This is a genomic window from Peptoniphilus asaccharolyticus DSM 20463, assembly GCF_900176115.1.
Lineage (GTDB): Bacteria > Bacillota > Clostridia > Tissierellales > Peptoniphilaceae > Peptoniphilus > Peptoniphilus asaccharolyticus.
The window spans coordinates 252,673-276,328 of the sequence record NZ_FWWR01000009.1 but is presented as its reverse complement, the minus strand read 5'-3'; the positions used below and the strand labels follow the sequence as shown (position 1 = coordinate 276,328).

Below are 23,656 nucleotides of genomic sequence, written 5' to 3'. Positions count from 1 at the left end.
ACACACTTCCTATAAATTTTATCTTGTATTATTATATGATATATGTAATGTAATTAAAAGGATGGAACTAATGAATACTTACACTGAAACGATTAAAATTTCTGATTATACAAAAAAACATTTCAAAGACCATACACTTTTAAAAATAGAAACCACAGGTCTGTCTAAATTCACCGACTCTGTATTTATATTGGCAACTTTAGAAGTGAATACAGGTCTATTAACTATAAAGTACCTTTCAAACCTAAAAGATGAATTCGAACTAATATCCTCTCTCCCAACTACAAATTTAATCACTTTTAATGGAGATTTCGACATGTCATTTCTAAGAGAAAAATTTAAATTCTATAAAATAGATTTTTCAGTTGAAAGCTTTTCTCTGCATAAGTATCTGAAAAATTTTAATTTTATATTAAATCTTTCATCTTTAAAACAAAAAGAAATCGAAAAATACTTGGGCTTAGTGCGTCCAAAATACATTTCAGGTTTCAAGATTGCAAACTCAATCAAAAAGTATTTGATTTCTAAAGAAGAGGACAATATTTGTGATGTAATAACTCATGCAAAGGACAGTTTGGTCTATCTTGATAAGTCACTTAAGATAATAGAAGAAATTGAACCCCTTATAAATTTTAAAATAAATGAATACAATTTTAGAGTTGAAAAATTCAACTTTAAAAATAATTTTCTAACCATTCAAGGCCAAACAGAACTCGAAAGTGAACTTGAAATAAATTCATTTTACCACTCCCTTAGAGTGTCTGAAAAAACTTTTAAATTACAACTTGAAATTAAAGAGGGAAAATATTCAGATGATGAATTAGTTTTCTATGTCTTAAATAAAAATGGCGAACTCACTAATCATTCAAACATAGCAAGTCCGCATCAAATTCATTTGTTATATTATAAAAACCCTATTTGGGAAAATATCTTAGAACTGACTAAGAATCATCTTTCCAAACTATTTGTTATATGACAAAATTTCCATCCTTAAAGATTTGTACCTTATTCTCTCCCTTATAAGCAACTATTTCAGTAGTCGCATCTCCTATCATAAAATCAACATGCACAAGAGAGTCATTAGCTCCGGCCTTTACAAGCTCTTCATCGCTCATTTCATCTCCGCCCTTTATGCTTGTAGGATATGCCTTTCCAAGTGCTAAATGGCAAGCCGCATTCTCATCATAAAGAGTTTCAAAGAACAATAATCCTGAATTCGAAATTGGAGAATCAAAAGGAACCAATGCAACCTCTCCAATTCTTGAAGCCCCTTCATCAGTTTCTAAAAGATTTTTTAAAGTTTCATATCCCTCTTTAGCATCAAATTCTACAACTTTTCCATTTTCAAATTTCAAATAGAATTCATCAATTAAATTTCCATTATAGTTAAGAGGTTTTGTAGAATACACTATTCCATCCACTCCCTCTCTATGAGGTAGAGAAAATACTTCTTCAGTTGGTATATTGGCAATAAATTCATCGCCAGTTTTTGCATACTCACTTGCTCCTGCAAATATATATCCCTTAGGAAGCTTTACTTTTAAATCAGTTCCCTTTTCAGATTTGAAGTGTAGCATTTCAAATTCATTTTCATTTAAGAAATCTGACCACTTCTTTAAATTGTTTACATGTTCATCCCATGCAGCTTCCGGATCATCTAAATCTACCCTTGTTGTTTTAAATATTGCATCCCATAGCTTTTCAACAGCTTCTTCGTCGCTCAATTCAGGATAGACAGATTTAGCCCACTCAACAGTAGGCGCTCCAACCACAATCCAAGATGTTTCGCTGTTCATCATTCTCTTATTAACTTCTTTTAAAGCCTTTGAACGAGCCATAATAGCTTTTTGAAGTTTGTCAGAATCAACGCCCTTTAATCCGTTTGGATCCGAACCTATTACCTTTACATACTTAGCCTTGTTATCAAGTAAGTACAACTGCTCATCTATAGTATACTCAGGTACATTTGTAAGCACTTCAAGTGGAGAATTTTGATATTTTAACTTGTTGAATTTTTGATCGTTGTAATGGATTTTTACATCATGCGCTCCAGCTGCGTAGGCTTCTTCAGCTATGTATCTTAAAAATTCATAGTTCACAACTTCGCCCGCAATTGAAACCATATCTCCTTCTTTAACTTTTATTCCAGTATTTATTATTAACTTTGCATATTTTGCCAAATTTTGTTCGAAATTCATAAAATCACCTCTCAAAAATTATACCATATTGCCTCTATTACTTTAATATTATAAAATACAATTTAAGGAGATGATTTTATGACACCACATATAAACGCAAAAGAAAATGCATTCGCAAAAACTGTCTTAATGCCAGGAGATCCTCTACGTGCAAAATTTATTGCCGAAAATTATTTAGAAAATGTATCTTTAGTAACAGACGTTAGAAATATGTATGGATATACAGGCGAATACAAAGGTAAGAAAATTTCTGTAATGGGTAGTGGAATGGGTATCCCCTCAATAAGTATATATGCTTATGAACTATTCAATTTCTACGGAGTTGAGAATATTATAAGAGTTGGCTCTTGCGGAGCTTATTCAGATAAACTTGATTTATATGACATAGTTCTTGCACAAGGAGCTTGTACCAACTCATCATTTCAAGAAAACTACCACATCCCCGGTACATTTAGTGCCATAGCAGACTTTGACCTACTACTTAAAGCATATAACAATGCAAAAGACTTGGGAATAGAACCTCACGTTGGAAACGTATTGTCATCTGACGTATTCTATCAAGATGATGTCAATGCTTGGAAAAAATGGCAATCAATGGATGTATTAGCCGTAGAAATGGAATCTTATGCACTTTACACAATTGCTGCCAACTTAGGTAAAAAAGCTCTTACAATTTTAACTGTTTCAGACTCACTTGTTACACAAAAAGAAACAACAGCTGAAGAAAGACAAAATTCATTTACAAAAATGATGGAAATAGCACTTAACCTATAGGTGTTGCTATGGACTTTAAGAAAAATAAAATTTTGATAGGTGTATTTGTAGTAATTGCTATGTTTTTGGCTAAAATTTATGTCGATATGACAGAAGTTAAATCAGAACCAAAGCTTTCATTAGAAAGTTCTAACCAAATTTCTGAATCCGACAGCAAATTACTTTTAGAAGATGAACCTGAAGAAATTTATGTGCATGTTGCAGGACGTGTGAAAAGTCCAGGCCTTGTTAAACTTCCATCCGGCTCAAGAGTTATAGATGCAGTAAACGCGTGTGGCGGAATGTTCGAAGACGCAGACATGAACAATATAAACTTAGCTAAGAAATTAGCCGACGAAGACAGAGTTTATATTCCTTACGTTGGCGAAGTTGCTAAGTCATCTGGTGGCGAAGAACTCTCAAAAATAAATATAAACTCAGCAACCAAAGAAGATTTGATGAAACTTCCAAATGTTGGCGAAAAAACTGCCCAAAGTATTATTAAATATAGAGAAAAAACTCAATTTAAGAAAATAGAAGATATTATGAATGTGCCAGGCATTGGTGAAAAAACTTTTGAATCGTTGGAAGACTCTATTTCAGTTTAATTAAAGCTCTCTTAAACATGGAGGGCTTTAATTATTAAATTTAAATAAAAAAACATTTGACATGGTTATCAAATTTTGGTAATATATTGGTATCGGTTTTGGTGGATATGGCCTAGTTGGTTAGGGCGCGAGTTTGTGGCACTTGAGATCGTGGGTTCGAATCCCACTATCCACCCCATTAAAATTAAGGAACAGTTTTTATGACTGTTCCTTTTTTATTTGTCTTTTTATAATTATTATTTGTAGGGGACGCACAAACATCGTGAGACCGTACCGCCGTAGGGGCGACGAGCAACGCGAAGCCCGCCCGTTACAATTCGTGGATAATGAAATACATAATTTTTAAAATATTTTTTGGTTATAAATTTCAACACAAATGTGCCGCCCCTGCATAATTCTTTCAAAATCTATTCTCTCATCATCTCAAATAACTCTTCATAATACTTTGAATAAAAACTTCCCTCTTTCCATAAAAATGTGAAATCATGTGTCGCCTCGAAATCATTTAATTTTATCTCTCTTAAAATTCCATCTTCTATTTCTTTGGCAACTACGGATTCATACATAAATGATATTCCAAGTCCGTTCTCAACCAAACTTTTAATGGCGTTCAAATTTCCTATCTCAGATATGTTTTTAAAATCATCTGTCGAATAGTTCATTCCTCTAAGAGTCCTATCTAAAACCTCTCTAGTTCCAGAACCCTCTTCTCTGACAAAAATCCAGTTGTCAAAAATTTCTTCTATTCTCACATTGTCTTTTATATCGTAATCGCTTGAACATACCGGAATTAATCTGTCTTTTTTCAACACCTTGCTCTGATAAGAGTGTCTTTTAAAATATCCCTCTACAATCGCAAAATCTATCTTCCCCGTGTCCAATAGTTCCAAAAGTTTTTTCGTATTCTCAACTACCATTCTCAATGACAATTGAGATTCTTTTGAGATTATTTTAGTTAAAATAGGAGACATTATATATTCTCCTATCGAGAGTGTGGTTCCAAAATTCAATCTCACCTTGCTTCTGTTATGTGATAAATAGTCCTTAAAATGCTCTATATCATTTGTCATGGAACTTATCAAATTCAAAAGTAGCTTTCCCTCTTCAGTTAAAATAACTTTTTTACCTTGGAACTTAAAAAGATCGATTCCATATTCTTCTTCAATTGCTTTTATATGGTTTGAAACTGCCGGTTGAGTTATATTTAACTCTCTCGCTGCTTGAGTAAAATTTAATGTCTTGCACACAACTATAAAAGTTTTCATTCTGTAATCTATCATCTTGCACCTACTATAAATATTTCTTATGAAAGTATAACATATTATAATTTTATTTTTAATCAATTTCTTTGTATAATACATTTGAATTAAATAAGATAGGAGTTGTATAAATGAAAAATAAATTTCCTGGTATGTTATTGTGCTTTGTAATAACACTTTTTTGTACTTTCTTAGGAAGTAGATTCCCACTTGTCGGCGGAGCTGTATTTGCAATATTAGTTGGTATGTTGATCAGTCTCTTTTATAAAGATAAGAGCTTAACTCAAAACGGAATTAAATTCACTTCTAAGTACATTCTTCAACTTGCTGTTGTGTTCCTCGGCTTTGGGATGAATTTATCTGATGTAATTAAAGTGGGGGCGACTTCTCTGCCTATAATTATTTCTACTATTCTAACATCACTAATCGTGGCTTATGTTTTACAAAAAGTTCTAAACATTCAATCCAACACAGCCATCTTAGTTGGCGTTGGTTCATCAATCTGCGGTGGCTCTGCCATAGCTGCTACTGCACCAGTTATCGAAGCCGAAGATGAAGAAGTTGCAAAAGCTATTTCTGTAATATTTCTATTTAACATATTGGCAGCACTAATCTTCCCAAGCTTTGGAGAATACTTAGGTCTATCTAACACAGGCTTTGGTCTGTTTGCAGGCACTGCAATAAACGACACCTCATCTGTTACAGCGGCAGCAACTGTCTGGGACGGAATACACTCCGGAGCAAATGCTCTTGAGACTGCCACAATAGTTAAATTGACCAGAACTTTAGCCATCATACCAATAGTGCTAACTTTGGCATTTATAAGATTGAAAAAAGAAAAGACTTCAAACAACAATGTGAGTATAAAAAAGATTTTTCCATACTTTATACTATTTTTCTTAATTGCAAGTATAGTAACCACTGTTTCAATACAGTTAGGAGCTTCTCCAGCTATCTTCAAGCCACTTAAAACTCTTTCTAAGTTTTTTATAACTATGGCTATGGCTGGTATCGGACTTAGCACTGACATTGTAAATATTATAAAAACTGGTGGCAAGGCAATAATCTTAGGATTCTGCTGTTGGGTTTCAATCACCACAGTAAGTCTTTTAATTCAAAGTCTTATGCACTTATCTTAATCCTTCTTCTACGAAGGATTTTTTTATTGACAGAAATCAATTGCTTTGGAACAATAGTATGTAGAGGTGACTAATGACTAAAATATTATATTCAAAACCTCTTTATGAGGAAAAACTTAAAAATTTAAAAAAGTATTCTACTGCAAATAGTAAATTAGCCATTTTAAGATTAGAGAAAAATTTTGGAAATAGCGCTTATTTAAAAGGTCTAACTTCAACTGCAAACAAAGTTGATTTAGAAGTTGTAGTTATAGATACTACTCCGGAAAATGCCTATTCAGATTTACAAAAGCTCAACGAAGATGATTCTGTAACAGGTATTTTAATCTTTAGACCTATCCCAGATGGCGTTGATGAAGATGAATTAGATCGTTTAATATCTCCTGAAAAAGATGTTGATTGTATGAATCCAATTAACAAAGCTAAATTATATTCAGGTGATACTTCTGGATTTATTCCACTTGCCCCAAAAGCTTCTATAGAACTTCTGGACTATTATGGAATAGATGTAGAGTCTAAAAACTGCTTAATAATAAATCACTCAAACGTAGTCGGAAAACCTCTTGCAATGTTACTTTTAAATAGATTTGCAACCGTTGAAATAGCTCATATAAAAACCAAAAATTTAAGAGAACATAGCTTAAGAGCTGACATTATATTCACTGCCGTTGGTGAAAGTGAATTTTTAGATTCGAGCTATTTTAGTGAAGATGCTATAGTAATAGATATTGCCATTACTAGAAATGAAGATGGTCGATTTACAGGCGATTTAAACTCTGCAGACATACAAGATAAAATTAAAGCTTACTCTCCTGTTCCAAATGGAGTTGGCGGGCTTACTAATCTACTTTTAATCGAAAGTGTTATTAAATAATTTCAAATAAAAAACTCAGACTATTTTTTAATCTGAGTTTTCTTTCTGTTCTGTTTTAAAATAACTACCTTATCCCCTTCATATAGATAAGTTTCTCCGTTTGGCACTATTATTTTATTATCAATAGTTTGTAGCATTACGATTAACTGCTTTTCTTTAAATTCTAAATCCTTTATCTTTTTACCTACCCATTTATGTCCATTAGAAAGAGTCATCTCTATTAAGTTAGAACCTGTAGTATCAAAATAGCTTTGACCTCCAAGCACTATAATGTCGCCCTCTCTTATCAGAGTCTCTCCATTCGGAACTATGGTCTTGCCTTGTCTTTCAATTTTCGCAACTATTAAATTAAAAGTTAGATTAAAATCCTTAAGAGGCACATTGTCCCATCTAGATCCTTTTTCTATTTTAGTTTGAATAAAACCTATGTCCGACTTATCTTGATAGAAATTGAAATTCTTAAGTACAGTGTCACTCTCTTCTAACATATTTAGCTTTTTTGACAAAATTGGCATAATTGAACCTTGAATAAATGAAGATAAAAGACATATTAAAAATACTATGTGGAATATATCAATCGTCACTTTCACTTTGCTATTCACTACCATTATTGCAAATGCAATTGCAGCAGCTCCTCTAAGCCCCGCTATAGAAATTATGCTAAGTTGATTATTTTTTAATTTAAAAGGTTTCATAAGCATAAACACACTAAACGGCCTTGCAATCAATGTTATAAATAACATCACTACCAAAGCAACTGGAAATACGCCTATTAAACGCTGTACATTACACAACAAACCAAGTAAAAAGAATAGCCCAATTTGAACTAAGCCTCCCAATCCATCATAGAAAAATACAACATCCCTCTTCCTTGAGAACTCTTGATTTCCCAAATATATTCCATATAAGTAAATTGCAAGATATCCATTTCCCTCTATCAAAATAGCTATAGAATATGTAGCAATCATAGTAGCCGCTATAAAAACTGTAAACAATCCATCTTCATCAAAGTGTATGTTTTTGATTAAGTGCTTTACTATCACTCCCATCCCAAAACCTATCAAAATTCCAAAACCAACTTGTTTTAAAACTAAAATAGGAACAGAGATACTCTCTCCCGCCAATAGCGAAATAAATACAAAAGTCATAGTATAAGCTGTAGGGTCATTTGAACCACTTTCAAGTTCCAACAGAGGCGCAGTTGAATATTTAAAGTTCAAATTTTTCGAAACCAAAATCGAAGATACACTCGCATAGTCTGTAGACGCTATGACAGATCCCAAAAGCATGGATTCTAACAACTTAAATCTAAGCACATAGTGACAAAATGCACCTGTTAAAATTGCAGTAAAGAATACTCCAAATGTGCTTAGTATTGCACTCTCTTTCCAAACAGGCTTTCCCATGCTCCAATTGGTGCTAAATCCACCGTAAAACATAATTATCATAAGAGCCAAAGTTGCTATACTGTTTGACACTTCAAAATCATAAAATTCAAATCCCATTAAATTAAATGCTATTCCGAGAAATATAAACAGAAGTAATGATGGAATTCCCGAAAAATCTGCTATTCTAACTGCAAATAATGCAAGCATTAAAACTATCGCAACCAATAAAAGACTAATACTAATCCCCTCCTTTTATTATCCCTTGAGTGTACGAAACTCTATCGAATAATCTAATATATAAACTCTGACCCAAACCAGAGTCTATATACAATAAAGTATTTTTTACATTGTATAATCCCATAGAATACTTAGGGAAAAACTTCGGCCCATGGTCTATTATCTGCCCTATAAAAGGGACTCTTACCTGACCGCCATGTTTATGACCGCTAAGCACTAAATCATAAGGTTTAAAATTGTTTAAAAATTGCTCAGGACTGTGTACCAACAAAATATTGTAGTCCGCATATTGATAGTCCGAATTACTCCCTCTGAACTCTTCTCCAAATACTTTAATATTTAAGTCACTACTCTTAATTAAATAAGAATCATTTTTTAAATTTTTAATACCATATTTTTCTAAGATTAAATTTATATCAATCATATTGTTTTCAAATTCATGATTACCCATAACAAAAAACGTCTGATATCTAGATACAATTTTTAATAGCCTCTCTACTCTATCCAATTTATTTGTATCCCTAGATATAATATCTCCCGTTAAAAAAACTGCATCTGGTTCAAATTTTTCTATATTCTCTTCTATCTTATTTAGATCTATCAAAACATTGTTGTGATAATCTGAAATTTGTACAAATCTAAAATTTTTTATCTTCCCATTAGTTATATTTATAGTCTTAACTTTTACAACTGCAAGTTGAAAATATAAATACAATACTAACGCTAACACAAATAAAATTGTCTTCATACTATCTATTATACCATTTCAATATAAAAAAAGAGAAAGGTCACTTCGCCTTTCTCTTTGAATACATAATAAATGATGCTGATACCAATACTATAAGTAAACTCACAATTTGAGAAACTCTCATCCCACCAAAGTAAAGAGAATCTGTTCTCATTCCCTCTATTACAAATCTACCTAAGCCATAAATCATTCCATAAGTTGCAAAAATTTGTCCTTCAAATTTCTTTTTATTGTATAAGAAGAAATATAAAAAGATAAAAATTCCAACGTCTAATATGGACTCATATAAGAATGTAGGATGAACCTTAACCCCATCTATCATAATACCCCACGTAACGTCTGTAGGCGCTCCATGAGCCTCTTGATTTACAAAGTTACCCCATCTACCAATCCCTTGTGCAAGAGCTAGTCCTGGAGCAATTACATCAGCCAATTTGAAAAATTTTATACCTTTTATTTTGGTATAGACTATTCCAACTATAACTCCAGTTATTATCCCGCCATAAATTGCCAAGCCACCATTTCTAATAGCTAAAATTTCTGAAGTATGTTGCATATAATAGTCTAAATTAAAAATCACATAGTATGCCCTAGCTCCAACCACTCCTAGTAGCAGAGCTATCATTGCATAGTCATAAATTATGTCTTCTTTAAAACCTTCTCTTTTACCTAATTTATTTGCTATAGTTATTGCAGATAAGGCCCCTATTGCTATCAATATGCCATACCACATAACCTCTATTCCAAATATTGTAAAAGCTACTGGATTAATTTGCATTTCTTGCCTTGTATTCTTCTATAATTTGAATTCCGGCACTAACCCCAAGTCTGTCAGCTCCAGCTTCAATCATTTTTAAAGCTGTATCTAAATCTCTTATACCACCTGAAGCCTTAACTAACATTTCACCTACAGTTTCCTTCATAAGCTTAACATCTTCAACAGTTGCTCCACCTGAATTAAATCCTGTAGAAGTCTTTACAAAATCTGCTCCCGCTTCTTTTGATAATTGACAAACTTTCACTATTTCTTCATCAGTCAACAAGCAAGTTTCTATGATAACTTTAACAATTTTTCCATTAGCTGCTTTAACAACTTCAGCAATATCTTCTTTAACTAAATCATATTCTTTTGACTTTAAGAACCCTACGTTGATTACCATATCAACTTCGTCCGCACCATTTTCAACTGCATTAGCTGTTTCAAATGCCTTTGAAGCCGTTGTAGTTGCACCTAAATCAAATCCAATTACAGTACAAACTTTAACATCAGTATCTTTAAGTTCTTTAGCTGCTAAAGACACCCATGCAGGATTTATACACACTGAACAAAAATCATATTGTTTAGCTTCATCAATCAACTTTAAAATTGCTTCTTTTGTTGCTTCCGGTTTTAATAATGTGTGGTCAATATACTTGTTTAAATTCATAATTTCCTCCATATTCTTAAACACTCGACGTACTTAAACTATTAAATCTATAAATAGCTATAAATTTTAAAAGCTATTAATGTATTAAATAAATTGGACTATCTATATAATAGCTATACCCAATTATATTAACTAACACTTTAGCTTGATTAGTCCTCTTCAGGTCTATCCCAGTTAGTATAAACCTCTTGTACATCATCATTATCTTCTAAAACATCTATCATCTTTTCCATATTTTTTATATCATCTGGATCTGTCAGTGTAGTGTAATTTTGTGGTATATAAGTTATATCAGATTGAACAAATTCATATCCTGATTCTTCAAGAGCTTGTCTAACTTTGTGGTAATCTTCAACCGCTGTTATAACTTCGTATGCATCTTCTGCTTCGATAACATCTTCAGCCCCAGCATCTATTGCCACCATCATCAACTCGTCTCCATCTATTCCATCAGATAGCACAACGATTTGTCCTTTTTTATCAAACATAAAAGATACACTACCTGGAGTTCCCAAGTTTCCGCCGTATTTATCAAACGCATGTCTAACGTCTGGAGCTGTTCTATTTCTATTATCAGTCAAACAGTTAACTAAAACAGCTATACCACTTGGTCCATATCCTTCGTATGTTATTTCTTCAAAACTATCAGCACTATCTTCTCCAGCACCTTTTTTAATAGCTCTTTCTATATTGTCATTAGGCATGTTTTCAGCTTTTGCTTTATCTATTGCAACTTTTAGCTGTGGATTATAGTCAGGATCCGGACCACCTTCCTTAACTGCTACCATTATATATTTACCAAGTTTAGTAAATATTCTGCCTCTTTTGGCATCTTCTTTACCTTTTTTTTGCTTTATGTTATGCCATTTAGAATGTCCTGACATTTTTTCCCTCCTTAGTTTATTATTTTAATTTTACCACATATTATTAATAGATTTAATAAAAGAATATCCTAATTATTACTACATAAATAAAAAACTCCCCTGTACAGGGAAGTTTCTTTATCATGATTATTACTCTGTTACAAGCACTTCTTTTCCGTCATAATATCCACAGCTTGGACAAACTCTGTGCGGCATCTTTGCCTCGTGACAGTTTGGACATTCTACTATAGTTACTTTATTTAATCTATAAGAAGATGCTCTTCTCTTGTTTCTTCTTTGCTTTGAAGTTTTTCTCTTAGGTACTGCCATTTTTACACCTCCTCATCATTAAATAAATTTAGCAGTTTTTCAAATCTTAAATCTATCTGTTCATCTTGCGAACAATCGCATTGATGTTCATTTAGATCTACTCCACAATTTGGACACAGTCCTTTACAATCCTCTTTACATAGGCTCTTTAAAGGAATCGAAGTTATAACTTGGGAAATAACTAAGTCATCCAAATATATTTCGTCATTTTCAACTTGAAAAGACTGTGAATCAGATTCGTCTATAAAGTTTTCTTCAAATGAATAAGCTTCAAGACTTGAATCCATAATTTCTTTCATTGGTTTTAGGCATCTGTCACAATTGGTATCAAATGAATAACTAACGTTAAGATCTAATTTTAAATTATCTCCCAGCTTAGTCACTATTCCCCTATAACCTATCGGAAAATTTATATTTAAACCATCTATGACATATTCTGTTTCGTTTTTTTCTATTTGCCCTTCAAAGTTTAAATTTTGATCCGGACTTTTGAGAAAATCTTTTAAATTAAGCCTCATAAATCACCTCAAAATTTCATACAGGTAATTATATCTTGAAAATCCAATTTAGTCAAGACTAATTTAGACCAAATCATTGATAATTACACATAAAATCTAAATAAATTATTCTTTTTTAAAGTAATTTATCCTACTTATTTTACAAGAGCTTCAGTATCTCTTGCTATCATAAGTTCTTCATTTGTTGGGATCGCTATTACTCTAATTTTAGAGTTTAGAGTAGAAACTATTTTTTCTTCCCCTCTCATCTTATTTTCTTTCTTGTCTATTTCGACTCCGAAAACTGCTAATTTTTCAGAAACATGTTCTCTAGTTTCTGGAGAATTTTCTCCAAGACCTGCTGTAAACACTATTCCGTCTATGCTTTCTAATGAATCAAAATGGCTCATATAAGATGCTATAAATTTAGCAACACTTGTTTCGTATATTTCAAGTGCTAATTTAGCTCTTTCATTTCCTGAATCAGCTGCTTCTTCTATATCTCTAAAGTCTGAAGAAACTCCACTAATTCCAAGAACTCCTGATTGCTTATTTAAAAGATTGTCAATTTCTGCAACTGAAAGATTTTTCTTAGTCATTAAGAAAGTTTCTATAGCAGGGTCTATATTACCACTTCTTGTTCCCATTGGAAGTCCTTCAAGTGGTGTGAATCCCATAGTTGTATCATAGCTCTTACCATTCTTTACCGCTGTAATACTAGCTCCGTTACCAAGATGGCAAGTGATTAAGTTTATTTCATCAACGCTCTTTCCTAACATTTCTGCAGCTCTTTGAGTTACATATTTATGAGAAGTTCCGTGGAAACCATATCTTCTAATTTTATATGTTTCATAATTTTCATAAGGAATAGCATATATATAGTTTTTAGCTGGCATTGTTTGATGGAATGCTGTATCAAAAACAGCTACTTGTTTAACTTCTGGAAGTAATGCAGATACCGCTTCAATTCCCATTATATTTGGAGGATTGTGAAGAGGCGCTACCTCAACATTAGCTTCTATAGCTTTTATAACTTCATCAGTTATAACTACAGATTCTGCAAAGTCTTCTCCACCGTGTACTACTCTGTGTCCAACTGCTCCAATTTCGTCTAATGATTTTATAGCTCCATAGTTTTCATTAATTATTGCATCCATAACAATTTTAAGAGCATCTTTGTGATCTTTTAATGGTTGTTCTATAACTTCTTTGTCTTTACCTATTGTCTCATGTTTAACTCTAGAACCTTCGATACCAATTCTTTCTACAAGACCTTTTGCCATTAATTTTTCTCCATCCATATCAATTAATTGATACTTTAATGAAGATGATCCACAATTTATTACTAAGATTTTCATTTTTTCCTCCTGAAATATAATATCTTTGTACATTTGACTCAATTTATTATATCATAGATTAAAAGATTCTGACGATACTTATTAAAGAAAGGTCAAATTTATGTCTATAAATGCAATCATAGCTGAATATAACCCATTTCATAATGGGCATCTACACCAAATAAATTCAATAAATTCTGATTATACAGTCATTATAATGAGCTCATCCTTCACTCAAAGAGGCACTCCTGCAATACTAAATAAATTTACAAGAGCAAGGCTCGCCATAGAAAATGGTGCAGATTTGGTCTTAGAACTTCCTGCAGTATATTGCACATCAAATGCTCAAATTTTTTCAGAAGGAGCAGTATCTATTCTAAATAGTCTTGGAGCTATAGATAATTTGTGCTTTGGTGCAGAAGATACTCTGCAATCCATAATTAATCTAGTAGATAAGACTAAAACCATTGATAAAAATTTACTAGCCATTAATTTATCAAAAGGATATTCATTTATACAGGCAAAACAACTTTCCTATCCAAACATTTCAGAAGAAGAGTTGCTCATAATGAATAAACCAAACAACATATTGGCCATTGAATATGTAAAAGCTCTGAATAAATTCAATTCAAATATAAAACCATTTTCAATTCCACGTAAAAAGGTTGAACACTCTTCTGATTTAATAGTTGATGGATTCGCATCTGCAAGCACAATCAGAAAATTATGTTACGAAGAGAAATTCGATAAGTTAAAAAGTTTAGTTCCTGAGAATACTTACTTAGAGTTAAAAAACAATTATATAAATACCTCACATGAGTTCTTTAAAATCTTTAAATACAAATTGATGCTTGGAAATATAAATTTCTCAGATTATATGGATTATGAACTTGGTTTAGAAAATAGATTGTATGACAACTTAGATATAACTGATTACGATGATTATATAGATGCTATATCAACCAAAAGATATACTAAGTCAAGAATAAGAAGACTTTTAATTCAGATAACATTTGATTTAAAAAGAGAATTTATTTTAGAGTCTCTATATAATTCTTATATCAGAGTACTGGCTGTAAATGCAAAAGGAACCACTATCCTAAATAAGATAAAAAATAATAATATTAATTACATCACAAAATTTTCAGAAACAGCTAACTTGTCTGAATTTACAAAAGAAATTATAAAAAAGGAAATTTTGATTACAAATACTTATAATATGATGTCTGGAGCTCCGCTAAATCAAGATTTTAAAAATAATCCATTTATAAAAATGTAGCACGATTATATTAAAAAAGAGAAGGATAAATTCAATCCTTCTCTTTCTATTTAACACTTAATAATTTCAATTTTATATCCATCAGGATCCTTCACAAAAAAGTAATTAGCTGTATCTGTAAGTCCTTTTAACTCGGTTACATCATATCCTTCATTTCTTAAGCGCTCATGTAGTTCAATAAAATTCTCACATCCAAGAGCTATATGACCATACCCATTACCTAGATCATATTCCCCATTTCCATAGTTATATGTCAGTTCAAGTTCTTGATCATCACCTGGTAATTTTAAATATACCAAAGTAAATTTATATTCTGGAAAATCTCTAACTCTACTTTCTTCATAACCTAAGGCATTTTTGTAAAACTCTAAAGATTTTTCCAAATCTTTTACTCTTATCATTGTATGCAAAGTTTTCATTTTATAACTCCTTTATCTATACACCTTTCATATTAGGGTCCCATATATACTTGTGAATTTGTAACTGTAGTCTAACTTCCAATCTATGTTCTTTAATATATTCAACTATTTTGTCTATATTACAGCCATAGATAGGTGAAATAAAAATTTTAGCACTCGTATAATACTTTTGAATAATATTTAAAACAAAGTCCATATCATTCTCACTAGCCACAAATTTAACTACATCATTAGGTCTAAGTTTAGACAGATTTTCATAGAGATTAAACTTTTCCATCTTAGATGATGGTGTTTTAATATCAAGTATTATATTTACATTTTCAAGCAAGTATTTTCTTATATCTAAGCTACCATTGGTCTCTATATCAATTTCATATTCTAAACTTAATAGACGACTTATAAGAGGTTTTAAATCATGTTCTAATGGTTCTCCCCCAGTTATAGTTACACTCTTAATTCCATAAGATTCCACTTGCTCAACTATTTCTTCTAAAGTATAAAAATTATCTTTTCTACCAAGTGCATAACCTGTGTCACAATACACACATCGTAAGTTACAGTAATTAAGTCTTATAAATACACTTAACTTCCCACTATTAGGTCCTTCGCCATCTATGCTATAAAAAATTTCATTTATATCATACTTCATATATAGCTACATTTCCTTCACTTTCTTGAACTTCCACCATATAACATTTTTCACCTATCTCTTCTGCTATCCACTTTGCTATATTTTCTGCAGTTGGATTATAAGGGATAATATCATTTATATAAGTATGATCTAATCTCTTGTGAATTTTATTTTTTATATGAGTAAAATCATATACCATTCCATTTTCATCTAATTCTTCTGATTTGCAATAAATTGTTATTATCCAATTATGTCCATGTAAATTTTGACATTTACTTTCATAGTTTAAATTCAATTTATGTGCAGCACTAATCTCCAAAGTTTTCTTTATCTTAAACATCACAATTACCTCAGTTTTTATTATATTTTTAGGCTCTATAATATCTGTTGGGGAGTAAATCTCTAACAGATATTTTTATGCAGATAATTTATCATAACAAGTGCAACATAAATAAACTCATAGCTAATCAGCTGTGTTAATATGTAAGTGACCAAACAAAACATATTAAAAGGAGTGATTAACTATGAGCTATAACCATCTTACCATAGAAGAAAGATCTTGTATTTACCAATTTTTAAATTTAGGAATGAGTATAAGGAAAATTGCACAAGCACTTAAAAGGTCACCTAGTACAATATCTAGAGAAATTAAAAGAAATTCATCTAAGATAAAAGTTAGTAGGGGAAGTTACACTAAGTACTTTCCGATAAAGGCAAATGATAAATATATTGATAGAAGAAAAGACTGCCATAGAAAAGTAAATTTTCTAAAGATGTTATTGATTATTTAACTGTAAAGATTAACGAACATTGGTCCCCTGAACAAATATCAAATAGAAACACAAATGAGATTCATGAATTACCATCTACATCAACGATATATAGAATGATACACGCCAAAAAGCTGACCAAAAACTAGTATGAAAAATTTGAGAAGAAAAGCTAAATTTAAAAGGCCAGCAAGAAAAAAGAGGAAAATTCAATGATAAAGGTAGAACAATTAAGAAAAGACCTAAAGAGATATACAGAAGGCAAGAATTAGGCCACTGGGAAGCAGATACAGTGGAATCAGGCAGATTAGATCATAAAAGGAAAAGTAGATGTTGTTTCGTAACTTTAGCAGAAAGAAAATCTAGATATTATATAGCAATCCTAGTTGAAAATAGAAAGTCGGAAAGCGTAACACCAGCAATAATAAATGCATTAAAAGATTATCCAAAAGAATTAGTAAAAACAATAACCTTTGATAGAGGTAAAGAATTTTCAGAATTTGAGAAAATAGAAAAAGAATTAGGATGCAAAACTTATTTTTGTGATCCCTATTGTGCATGGCAAAAAGGTACAAATGAAAATAGTAACGGACTTTTGAGGGAGTTTTATCCTAAGGGTATGGATTTATCAGAAGTGAATATTGATGAATTAAATTATAACTTAAGTTTAATGAATAATAGACCTAGAAATGTATAAAATATAAAACACCTAAAGAAGAACTTTTTGGTCTCTTACCATAGGTGTTGCATTTGATTTGACAATTCGTCAGCAGAAAAAAAGGAAGTAGACTCTACTTCCTCATTTTTTAGATTAAGATTATCTCCCTTTCCCCTATTTCTTGCAGGGTCATATCCATGTTCTTCTTCAATCTCAGATATTTCAGATAGTCCTCTTCTTTCAGTTCTTCTGTCAGCCCCCAAGTTTCCATCATTTTGACTTCTTCCCTCGTGATAAAGTCCTCTATCTCTTTTTCCTTTGATAGAAGATGATCCATCAATATCCCTTGCAAATACATTATCTGATAATCCTCTTCTTTGTTCTCCTTGAGAAAGTTCAATCTCATCCTTCCCCATCTGTTGAGTTTCTTTAAATCTATTTCCTTGGGAATTGCCATATTGGGTATTAGGACTTCCATGCCTTCCTCCAATTCTTCCATCTTGTATGTCCCTCCCTGTCTCTCGAAGGAATTCTCCTTGACGATTGGTGTGTAAATCCCCTCCTCCATGAGGTATTCCTTGCCTGCCAATGTTAATTTCTCTTTCATCTTCCAAGCCTCCTTTAAAATTTATTTCACCGTTTATATCAGAACTTAATTTATTATAACGCTCCTTAAGCTCTTTTGTCTGCTCCAAATCTTTTCTTTCTTGAATTTTCTCTAAAATTTCTAATCTTTTTATTTCCCTTCCTAAATCAAGTAAGATATCTTTACTTATGTTAGAGCTTATACTTAATACTTTGTCTATGTCCGAACTTGATATTTTAGATAGTAAAGATAAGTTTTCTTCTTTTAGCCGATATGAGACCTCCATTCTCTCGCTTATGGAAATTTTTACGGATTCTTTTAACAAATTAAAAAGGTCTACCTTTTGAATGCTTTTTAAACTTTCATCAGATAGACTTTCTAAAATTTTATTGAATTTTCCTCTAACATTACTTTCTACTAAGGCATCAATTTTATCTTCTTGGCTTAATAGAAGCTTACTATCTTTTTCTTTAAACTTATCTATCAGTTCATCTAGTAAGTCTAAATGCTTTTTGCTATCATATTTCCATAACTTTACCTCAGAAATATTATGATTAATACTTACTGTTTGCCTTATGTCGAAGATATATTTTATCCTTCCACTATCTATATCTAAAAGTGGTATTCCTTTTTCGCCTCTTTTAACGCTTCTACCTATACTTTTCCAATAATCAAATTCTGCACAGGCTGTTGCTTTTGGATCCATATTGTATATAGATATTTGATGTATATATGGATACTTATAGTTATTGCCTGATACCTTTAAATATTCCTCATATTTTTTTATATCTTTCTTAAATTCTTCTTTTGCAAGATAGATTGTTCTGCTTAAATCTACTATATCATATCTTGGCATTTTATCCCTCCTCATTATAGTGATAAAAATGAACTAAATTTTTATATATTTATTTATTAAACTTTATTTCTTTCTATTTTTTTAATTTCTGTAAGCAAAAGATAACTTTAAAATGTCATTTACGCTATCTTTTTATTGCAATAAAAAAACGATTGAAATTTTTTACTTTTCAAATCGCTCTAACTGCCTTTATTCTATTGCTTCCAATCCAACATTGCCTTTTCTAACTTTGAAAAATTGCAATTTGCTCTTCTTATAATTCCTGTTTTCTTTTGCTTTTGGTATATTTTTTCTACCTTTATCAAGACCTTTGTTTTTACCTTTAAACAAAAAGCGTATTCTTTTTGAAATAAGTCTTTATATCTGATATCCTCAAGCTCATTAAATTCAATTCTTTCATAACAATCAGCCGGTACAGGAATCATTTTCTTAATATCCAATATAGATAATATGTGCATTTTTTCTTTATCAGAATAATATTTGTAAATATCTCCATCTATAGTAATACTATTATCGATCACTTCATAAATTAAAAAATGCTCATCAGAAACATTCTTCCATTTTTTGTGTTTTTCCTTTGCAGAAGAAATTGGAATAAAATAATTATAATTATCTATACCAACAATAATTCCAACAAATGGTTTTATACTGTTTCTATACGATGGGTTGTAATAAACTTCTGAATCTACTTTATTTAGATATTCAAGGTAATCGGAGTTTACAGTATAAAATCCATATTTTATAACTTCTACCATTGTTTTCTCCTAAAAAAACAGAGAGGTTTTATCCTCTCTGTTTGCTTTAATGTTTCACCTTTGGGATATAGGTAGTGAGACACCTTCTTTAATGCTCCACCTTTAACGGTAGCGGGACACCATCTTTATCTGACAAGAGTATAACATATATTTATAGTAATGTCAAATCAGTAAATTTCCTAATTGCTACTCTTTTATCATTTACATTATACCCTTTTTCTTTCAAAATTCACTCCTTTCTGCATTCCTATAATTTTATTCAATTTTTTTATAGACGAATTGTCAAATCAAATGCAACACCTATGGTAAGAGACCAAAAAGTTCTTCTTTAGGTGTTTTATATTTTATACATTTTCTAGGTCTATTATTCATTAAACTTAAGTTATAATTTAATTCATCAATATTCACTTCTGATAAATCCATACCCTTAGGATAAAACTCCCTCAAAAGTCCGTTACTATTTTCATTTGTACCTTTTTGCCATGCACAATAGGGATCACAAAAATAAGTTTCGCATCCTAATTCTTTTTCTATTTTCTCAAATTCTGAAAATTCTTTACCTCTATCAAAGGTTATTGTTTTTACTAATTCTTTTGGATAATCTTTTAATGCATTTATTATTGCTGGTGTTACGCTTTCCGACTTTCTATTTTCAACTAGGATTGCTATATAATATCTAGATTTTCTTTCTGCTAAAGTTACGAAACAACATCTACTTTTCCTTTTATTGATCTAATCTGCCTGATTCCACTGTATCTGCTTCCCAGTGGCCTAATTCTTGCCTTCTGTATATCTCTTTAGGTCTTTTCTTAATTGTTCTACCTTTATCATTGAATTTTCCTCTTTTTCTTGCTGGCCTTTTAAATTTAGCTTTTCTTCTCAAATTTTTCATACTAGTTTTTGGCAGCTTTTTGGCGTGTATCATTCTATATATCGTTGATGTAGATGGTAATTCATGAATCTCATTTGTGTTTCTATTTGATATTTGTTCAGGGGACCAATGTTCGTTAATCTTTACAGTTAAATAATCAATAACATCTTTAGAAAATTTACTTTTTCTATGGCAGTCTTTTCTTCTATCAATATATTTATCATTTGCCTTTATCGGAAGTACTTAGTGTAACTTCCCCTACTAACTTTTATCTTAGATGAATTTCTTTTAATTTCTCTAGATATTGTACTAGGTGACCTTTTAAGTGCTTGTGCAATTTTCCTTATACTCATTCCTAAATTTAAAAATTGGTAAATACAAGATCTTTCTTCTATGGTAAGATGGTTATAGCTCATAGTTAATCACTCCTTTTAATATGTTTTGTTTGGTCACTTACATATTAACACAGCTGATTAGCTATGAGTTTATTTATGTTGCACTTGTTATGATAAATTATCTATAATAAATTTACTTATAATATTTACCTATGGTGTTTTTTATTTCTTCTTCAATTTCTTTTAAAAAATTCTCTTTATCTTCCTTACCCTTTGCTATATCACTTAATCTCATTTCCCATTTTGCTGTTGTCTTTGGAGATTTAAACTCATCTATTACTATAGTCACTAGGTTTAATCCTTTTCTAGTTGATATTAAGTTTTTCTTTTCTCTTTTTATATAACCTTTGTATATCAAATTTTCTATTATTCCCGCTCTTGTAGCAGGAGTACCAAGTCCTTTTCTCTCAACTTCAACATCCTTAACTAATTCATCATTCCCAGCTATTTCCATTGCTTTTAAGAGTGTGTCTTCAGTGAAGTGTTTAGGTGGATTTGTATACTTCTCTTTTATATCTTTATTTTCAATATATAAAAAATCTCCTATTTTTACATCAGGAAGTTGTATATCTTCTTTCTTCTTTGATTTATATTCTTCTAAATATTTTGTAAATCCTTCTTCAGCAATTATTTTATAAGTGTTTATAAATTCAAACCCGTCAAATTCAGCCACTATCTTTGTTGTATTTTCTACAAGAGGATATCCAAAACTTGCATAGAGTTTATTTGTTATAAGTCTATATACTTTGGCTTCACTTTCCGGGAGATTTGAAATATCCTTATTTAATGAACTTATCGTTGGAATTATTGCATGATGATCTGTAACTTTTTCAGAATTAAAAACTACCTTAATTCTTTCTGTGTCAAAATCATTTTTCCCTATAATATTATTTACAGTGCTTTCTATCATGTCTACTGTCAAATATCTTGAATCTGTTCGTGGATAGGTAATATACTTCTTTTCATACAGGTTTTGGGCATAATCTAGGGTTTGTTTTGCACTGTATCCAAAATACTTATTACATTCTCTTTGAAGTGTTGTTAGATCAAAGGGCAGATTAGGCTTTGTAATCTTTTCTTTTTTAATTACATCGGTTATTTCAATTTTTTCTCCGATTAAATTTTTAAGCTGCTCTGCCACTATCTTGTCATCAATTCTATCTGTCGACAGTGTAAATCCATTCATAGAAATCTCCACTGTATAATATTTTTCTTTTTTAAAACTATTTATCTCATCATCTCTATTCACAATCATTGATAAAGTTGGTGTTTGTACTCTGCCTACACTATAATTTTCATTATATAGACAGGAGTAAAGTCTACTTATGTTCATTCCAACAAGCCAATCAGCTATGGCACGAGCCTTAGCTGAATCAAAAAGATTATCATAGTTACTTCCATCTTTTAAGTTGCTAAATCCTTCTTTTATGGAAGAATCTTCCATTGAGGAAATCCAAAGACGTTTCATTTTCTTTTTACAATTTGCCATCATATATACAAGTCTAAAAATAGCTTCTCCTTCTCTACCAGCATCACAAGCATTAATAATGGTATCAACTTCATTACTATTCATTAGCCTTTTAAGAATATTAAACTGTTTTTTAGTTGCCTTCGTTACCTCATACTTGTATTCTTTTGGGATAATAGGTAAATCTTCAATTCTCCACTTCTTATATCTTTCATTATACACATCAGGATTTGCCATTTGTACTAAATGTCCAACACACCATGAAACAATATATCCGTTTCCCTCATAATATCCATTATTTCTATTTTTTGCTCCTATAACTTTTGCTATTGATGCTGCAACACTTGGTTTTTCTGCGATTACTAATTTCATTTTTCCTCCTTTAGTTTTTTAATAATGTTGTCCTCAATCTACTGCTTAAATTATTGAAAAGATTAAAATTCATCTTCATCTGGAATAACTTCTGTATCTTCCTTATCTTCAAGATTATAATCCTCCCCTTCAAATTCATAATCATCTTCTAATTCATTATAATCTTGCTCATCTTCAAAACTTGCCTCTTCATTTTTCTTATAGATTTTGAAGTAATATCCTGCACCCATTACACCAACAATAATTAAACCCATAAATAAATAGAGTCCTATCCCTGATTTCTTTTCTTCCTTCTCCTCTTTCTTCGGTTTTTCCTCCACCGGTTCTTCTTTTTTTACTACTTCTTCTTTTGGCTTTGCTTCACTTTCTCCTTCAATCATATTTAGTAGATCTTGTTCTCCAACTTCTGTTAGTAATTGTACATTTTCTTGATTTTCCGAATGATCTACAATGAGGTGCATAGTTTTTCCACTCTTTGTTTGAAAGGTTAAAAATTGTCTTACATCTACTGGATTTTCTTTATCTTTTTCTGTATCTCCACTTGGTGTAATATCCTGTCCATTTTTATCTACATTTTCAATAACTGTTCCTCTTGCCTTATTTTCTTTTGTGGCTAATGGATTAATTGCTTTAGTATTGCCACCTTTAACAAGTTTAGATGGCTTTTCTTTTTTATCTACTTGCTCATTTTTTATGTTATTTTCTTGTATTTTTGGCACTTCCTGATAAGGAATTTTTTGACTCTCATTAGATGGTTTATATACATCTTCATCAAATAAGCTCTCTAATTCTTTACTTTTTTCTGGCAAATAAATATCATTTGAGTGATTTTTTATTTCATTTTCATTGCTTTTAGCTATGGATATGCTTGGCATACTTAATAGTAAAAGGAGTAGCACTAAGGCTACCCCTAATCTTTTTTTCTTCATAATTCTCTC

General features: G+C 31.1%; 23 protein-coding genes, 1 tRNA gene and 2 pseudogenes. 8 read left to right on the top strand and 18 right to left on the bottom strand.

Annotated elements, in window-relative coordinates:
- The first annotated feature begins 70 nt into the window (after positions 1 to 70).
- Complete coding sequence (locus B8869_RS01925) at positions 71 to 976, top strand: ribonuclease H-like domain-containing protein (RefSeq protein ID WP_084230065.1); 906 nt, start codon at positions 71 to 73, stop codon at positions 974 to 976.
- Here the strand turns inward: B8869_RS01925 and B8869_RS01920 are convergent.
- Positions 969 to 2,198: an aminopeptidase gene (locus tag B8869_RS01920; protein WP_084230064.1), complete on the bottom strand. Its 1,230-nt coding sequence runs from the start codon at positions 2,196 to 2,198 to the stop codon at positions 969 to 971. The genes B8869_RS01925 and B8869_RS01920 overlap by 8 nt on opposite strands.
- Positions 2,199 to 2,276: 78 nt before the next feature.
- On the opposite strand from B8869_RS01920, the gene deoD reads away from it, so the two are divergent.
- The 3 genes from deoD to B8869_RS01905 all read left to right on the top strand — a co-directional run bounded on the left by deoD (position 2,277) and on the right by B8869_RS01905 (position 3,737).
- A complete protein-coding gene (deoD, locus tag B8869_RS01915) occupies positions 2,277 to 2,972 on the top strand; it encodes a purine-nucleoside phosphorylase (RefSeq protein ID WP_084230063.1) in 696 nt (231 codons plus the stop codon).
- Positions 2,973 to 2,980: 8 nt separating this feature from the next.
- Complete coding sequence (locus tag B8869_RS01910; protein WP_084230062.1) at positions 2,981 to 3,559, top strand: helix-hairpin-helix domain-containing protein; 579 nt, start codon at positions 2,981 to 2,983, stop codon at positions 3,557 to 3,559.
- A gap of 101 nt (positions 3,560 to 3,660) precedes the next feature.
- Positions 3,661 to 3,737, top strand: a tRNA-His gene (locus B8869_RS01905).
- A 229-nt stretch (positions 3,738 to 3,966) separates the two neighbouring features.
- Here B8869_RS01905 and B8869_RS01900 read toward each other — a convergent pair.
- The gene (locus B8869_RS01900) at positions 3,967 to 4,839 is read right to left on the bottom strand and encodes a LysR family transcriptional regulator (RefSeq protein ID WP_159445224.1); all 873 of its coding nucleotides are present in this window, start codon (positions 4,837 to 4,839) and stop codon (positions 3,967 to 3,969) included.
- A gap of 110 nt (positions 4,840 to 4,949) precedes the next feature.
- On the opposite strand from B8869_RS01900, the gene B8869_RS01895 reads away from it, so the two are divergent.
- Both B8869_RS01895 and B8869_RS01890 read left to right on the top strand, forming a co-directional pair.
- Entirely contained in the window at positions 4,950 to 5,957 is a 1,008-nt protein-coding gene (locus tag B8869_RS01895; protein WP_084230060.1) for a YeiH family protein, read from the top strand.
- A gap of 73 nt (positions 5,958 to 6,030) precedes the next feature.
- Entirely contained in the window at positions 6,031 to 6,831 is an 801-nt protein-coding gene (locus B8869_RS01890) for a bifunctional 5,10-methylenetetrahydrofolate dehydrogenase/5,10-methenyltetrahydrofolate cyclohydrolase (protein WP_084230059.1), read from the top strand.
- A gap of 20 nt (positions 6,832 to 6,851) precedes the next feature.
- On the opposite strand, the gene B8869_RS01885 is transcribed toward B8869_RS01890, so the two are convergent.
- From B8869_RS01885 to B8869_RS01850, 8 genes are all read right to left on the bottom strand, one after another.
- Positions 6,852 to 8,456: a potassium/proton antiporter gene (locus tag B8869_RS01885; protein WP_084230058.1), complete on the bottom strand. Its 1,605-nt coding sequence runs from the start codon at positions 8,454 to 8,456 to the stop codon at positions 6,852 to 6,854.
- A 1-nt stretch (position 8,457) separates the two neighbouring features.
- Positions 8,458 to 9,204, bottom strand: coding sequence for a metallophosphoesterase (locus B8869_RS01880; protein WP_084230057.1), 747 nt, complete (start codon positions 9,202 to 9,204; stop codon positions 8,458 to 8,460).
- Between the two features lie 40 nt (positions 9,205 to 9,244).
- The gene (gene lgt, locus B8869_RS01875) at positions 9,245 to 9,982 is read right to left on the bottom strand and encodes a prolipoprotein diacylglyceryl transferase (protein ID WP_084230056.1); all 738 of its coding nucleotides are present in this window, start codon (positions 9,980 to 9,982) and stop codon (positions 9,245 to 9,247) included.
- A complete protein-coding gene (gene deoC, locus B8869_RS01870) occupies positions 9,972 to 10,631 on the bottom strand; it encodes a deoxyribose-phosphate aldolase (protein WP_084230055.1) in 660 nt (219 codons plus the stop codon). Before deoC ends, lgt begins: the two co-directional genes overlap by 11 nt.
- Before the next feature lie 149 nt (positions 10,632 to 10,780).
- The gene (locus B8869_RS01865; RefSeq protein ID WP_084230054.1) at positions 10,781 to 11,515 is read right to left on the bottom strand and encodes a YebC/PmpR family DNA-binding transcriptional regulator; all 735 of its coding nucleotides are present in this window, start codon (positions 11,513 to 11,515) and stop codon (positions 10,781 to 10,783) included.
- A gap of 129 nt (positions 11,516 to 11,644) precedes the next feature.
- Positions 11,645 to 11,824, bottom strand: a complete 180-nt coding sequence (gene rpmF, locus B8869_RS01860; protein ID WP_084230053.1) for a 50S ribosomal protein L32 — start codon at positions 11,822 to 11,824, stop codon at positions 11,645 to 11,647.
- 2 nt (positions 11,825 to 11,826) lie between these two features.
- A complete protein-coding gene (locus tag B8869_RS01855) occupies positions 11,827 to 12,342 on the bottom strand; it encodes a YceD family protein (RefSeq protein WP_084230052.1) in 516 nt (171 codons plus the stop codon).
- A 134-nt stretch (positions 12,343 to 12,476) separates the two neighbouring features.
- Positions 12,477 to 13,679: an acetate kinase gene (locus tag B8869_RS01850; protein WP_084230051.1), complete on the bottom strand. Its 1,203-nt coding sequence runs from the start codon at positions 13,677 to 13,679 to the stop codon at positions 12,477 to 12,479.
- 100 nt (positions 13,680 to 13,779) lie between these two features.
- On the opposite strand from B8869_RS01850, the gene B8869_RS01845 reads away from it, so the two are divergent.
- Entirely contained in the window at positions 13,780 to 14,937 is a 1,158-nt protein-coding gene (locus B8869_RS01845) for a tRNA(Met) cytidine acetate ligase (RefSeq protein ID WP_084230050.1), read from the top strand.
- Positions 14,938 to 14,987: 50 nt separating this feature from the next.
- Here B8869_RS01845 and gloA read toward each other — a convergent pair whose 3' ends face one another.
- Genes gloA through queD form a run of 3 tightly spaced genes read right to left on the bottom strand, consistent with a single transcriptional unit; the run spans position 14,988 to position 16,327 of the window.
- Positions 14,988 to 15,356 carry a lactoylglutathione lyase gene (gloA, locus tag B8869_RS01840; RefSeq protein ID WP_084230049.1) on the bottom strand — a complete coding sequence of 123 codons (369 nt, stop codon included), beginning with the start codon at positions 15,354 to 15,356 and terminating at the stop codon, positions 14,988 to 14,990.
- A gap of 16 nt (positions 15,357 to 15,372) precedes the next feature.
- On the bottom strand, positions 15,373 to 16,005 hold the full coding sequence (locus tag B8869_RS01835; RefSeq protein ID WP_084230048.1) for a 7-carboxy-7-deazaguanine synthase QueE: 633 nt from the start codon (positions 16,003 to 16,005) through the stop codon (positions 15,373 to 15,375).
- The gene (gene queD, locus B8869_RS01830) at positions 15,995 to 16,327 is read right to left on the bottom strand and encodes a 6-carboxytetrahydropterin synthase QueD (protein ID WP_084230047.1); all 333 of its coding nucleotides are present in this window, start codon (positions 16,325 to 16,327) and stop codon (positions 15,995 to 15,997) included. The genes B8869_RS01835 and queD overlap by 11 nt, the downstream gene beginning before the upstream one ends.
- Before the next feature lie 184 nt (positions 16,328 to 16,511).
- Between queD and B8869_RS12610 the strand changes: the two are divergent.
- A pseudogene (locus B8869_RS12610) lies at positions 16,512 to 17,498 on the top strand (IS30 family transposase).
- 65 nt (positions 17,499 to 17,563) lie between these two features.
- Here the strand turns inward: B8869_RS12610 and B8869_RS12410 are convergent.
- The 5 genes and pseudogenes from B8869_RS12410 to B8869_RS01800 all read right to left on the bottom strand — a co-directional run bounded on the left by B8869_RS12410 (position 17,564) and on the right by B8869_RS01800 (position 23,647).
- Positions 17,564 to 17,872 (bottom strand): TnpV protein, encoded by a 309-nt coding sequence (locus tag B8869_RS12410; RefSeq protein WP_353963049.1) that lies wholly within the window; start codon positions 17,870 to 17,872, stop codon positions 17,564 to 17,566.
- A gap of 1,179 nt (positions 17,873 to 19,051) precedes the next feature.
- Complete coding sequence (locus B8869_RS01815) at positions 19,052 to 19,612, bottom strand: type III toxin-antitoxin system ToxN/AbiQ family toxin (RefSeq protein WP_002838915.1); 561 nt, start codon at positions 19,610 to 19,612, stop codon at positions 19,052 to 19,054.
- 300 nt (positions 19,613 to 19,912) lie between these two features.
- Positions 19,913 to 20,899 (bottom strand): annotated as a pseudogene (locus B8869_RS12605) (IS30 family transposase).
- A gap of 112 nt (positions 20,900 to 21,011) precedes the next feature.
- Positions 21,012 to 22,718: a DNA topoisomerase 3 gene (locus B8869_RS01805; RefSeq protein ID WP_084230045.1), complete on the bottom strand. Its 1,707-nt coding sequence runs from the start codon at positions 22,716 to 22,718 to the stop codon at positions 21,012 to 21,014.
- A gap of 62 nt (positions 22,719 to 22,780) precedes the next feature.
- Positions 22,781 to 23,647 (bottom strand): CD1107 family mobile element protein, encoded by an 867-nt coding sequence (locus B8869_RS01800; RefSeq protein ID WP_084230044.1) that lies wholly within the window; start codon positions 23,645 to 23,647, stop codon positions 22,781 to 22,783.
- Positions 23,648 to 23,656: the final 9 nt, after the last annotated feature.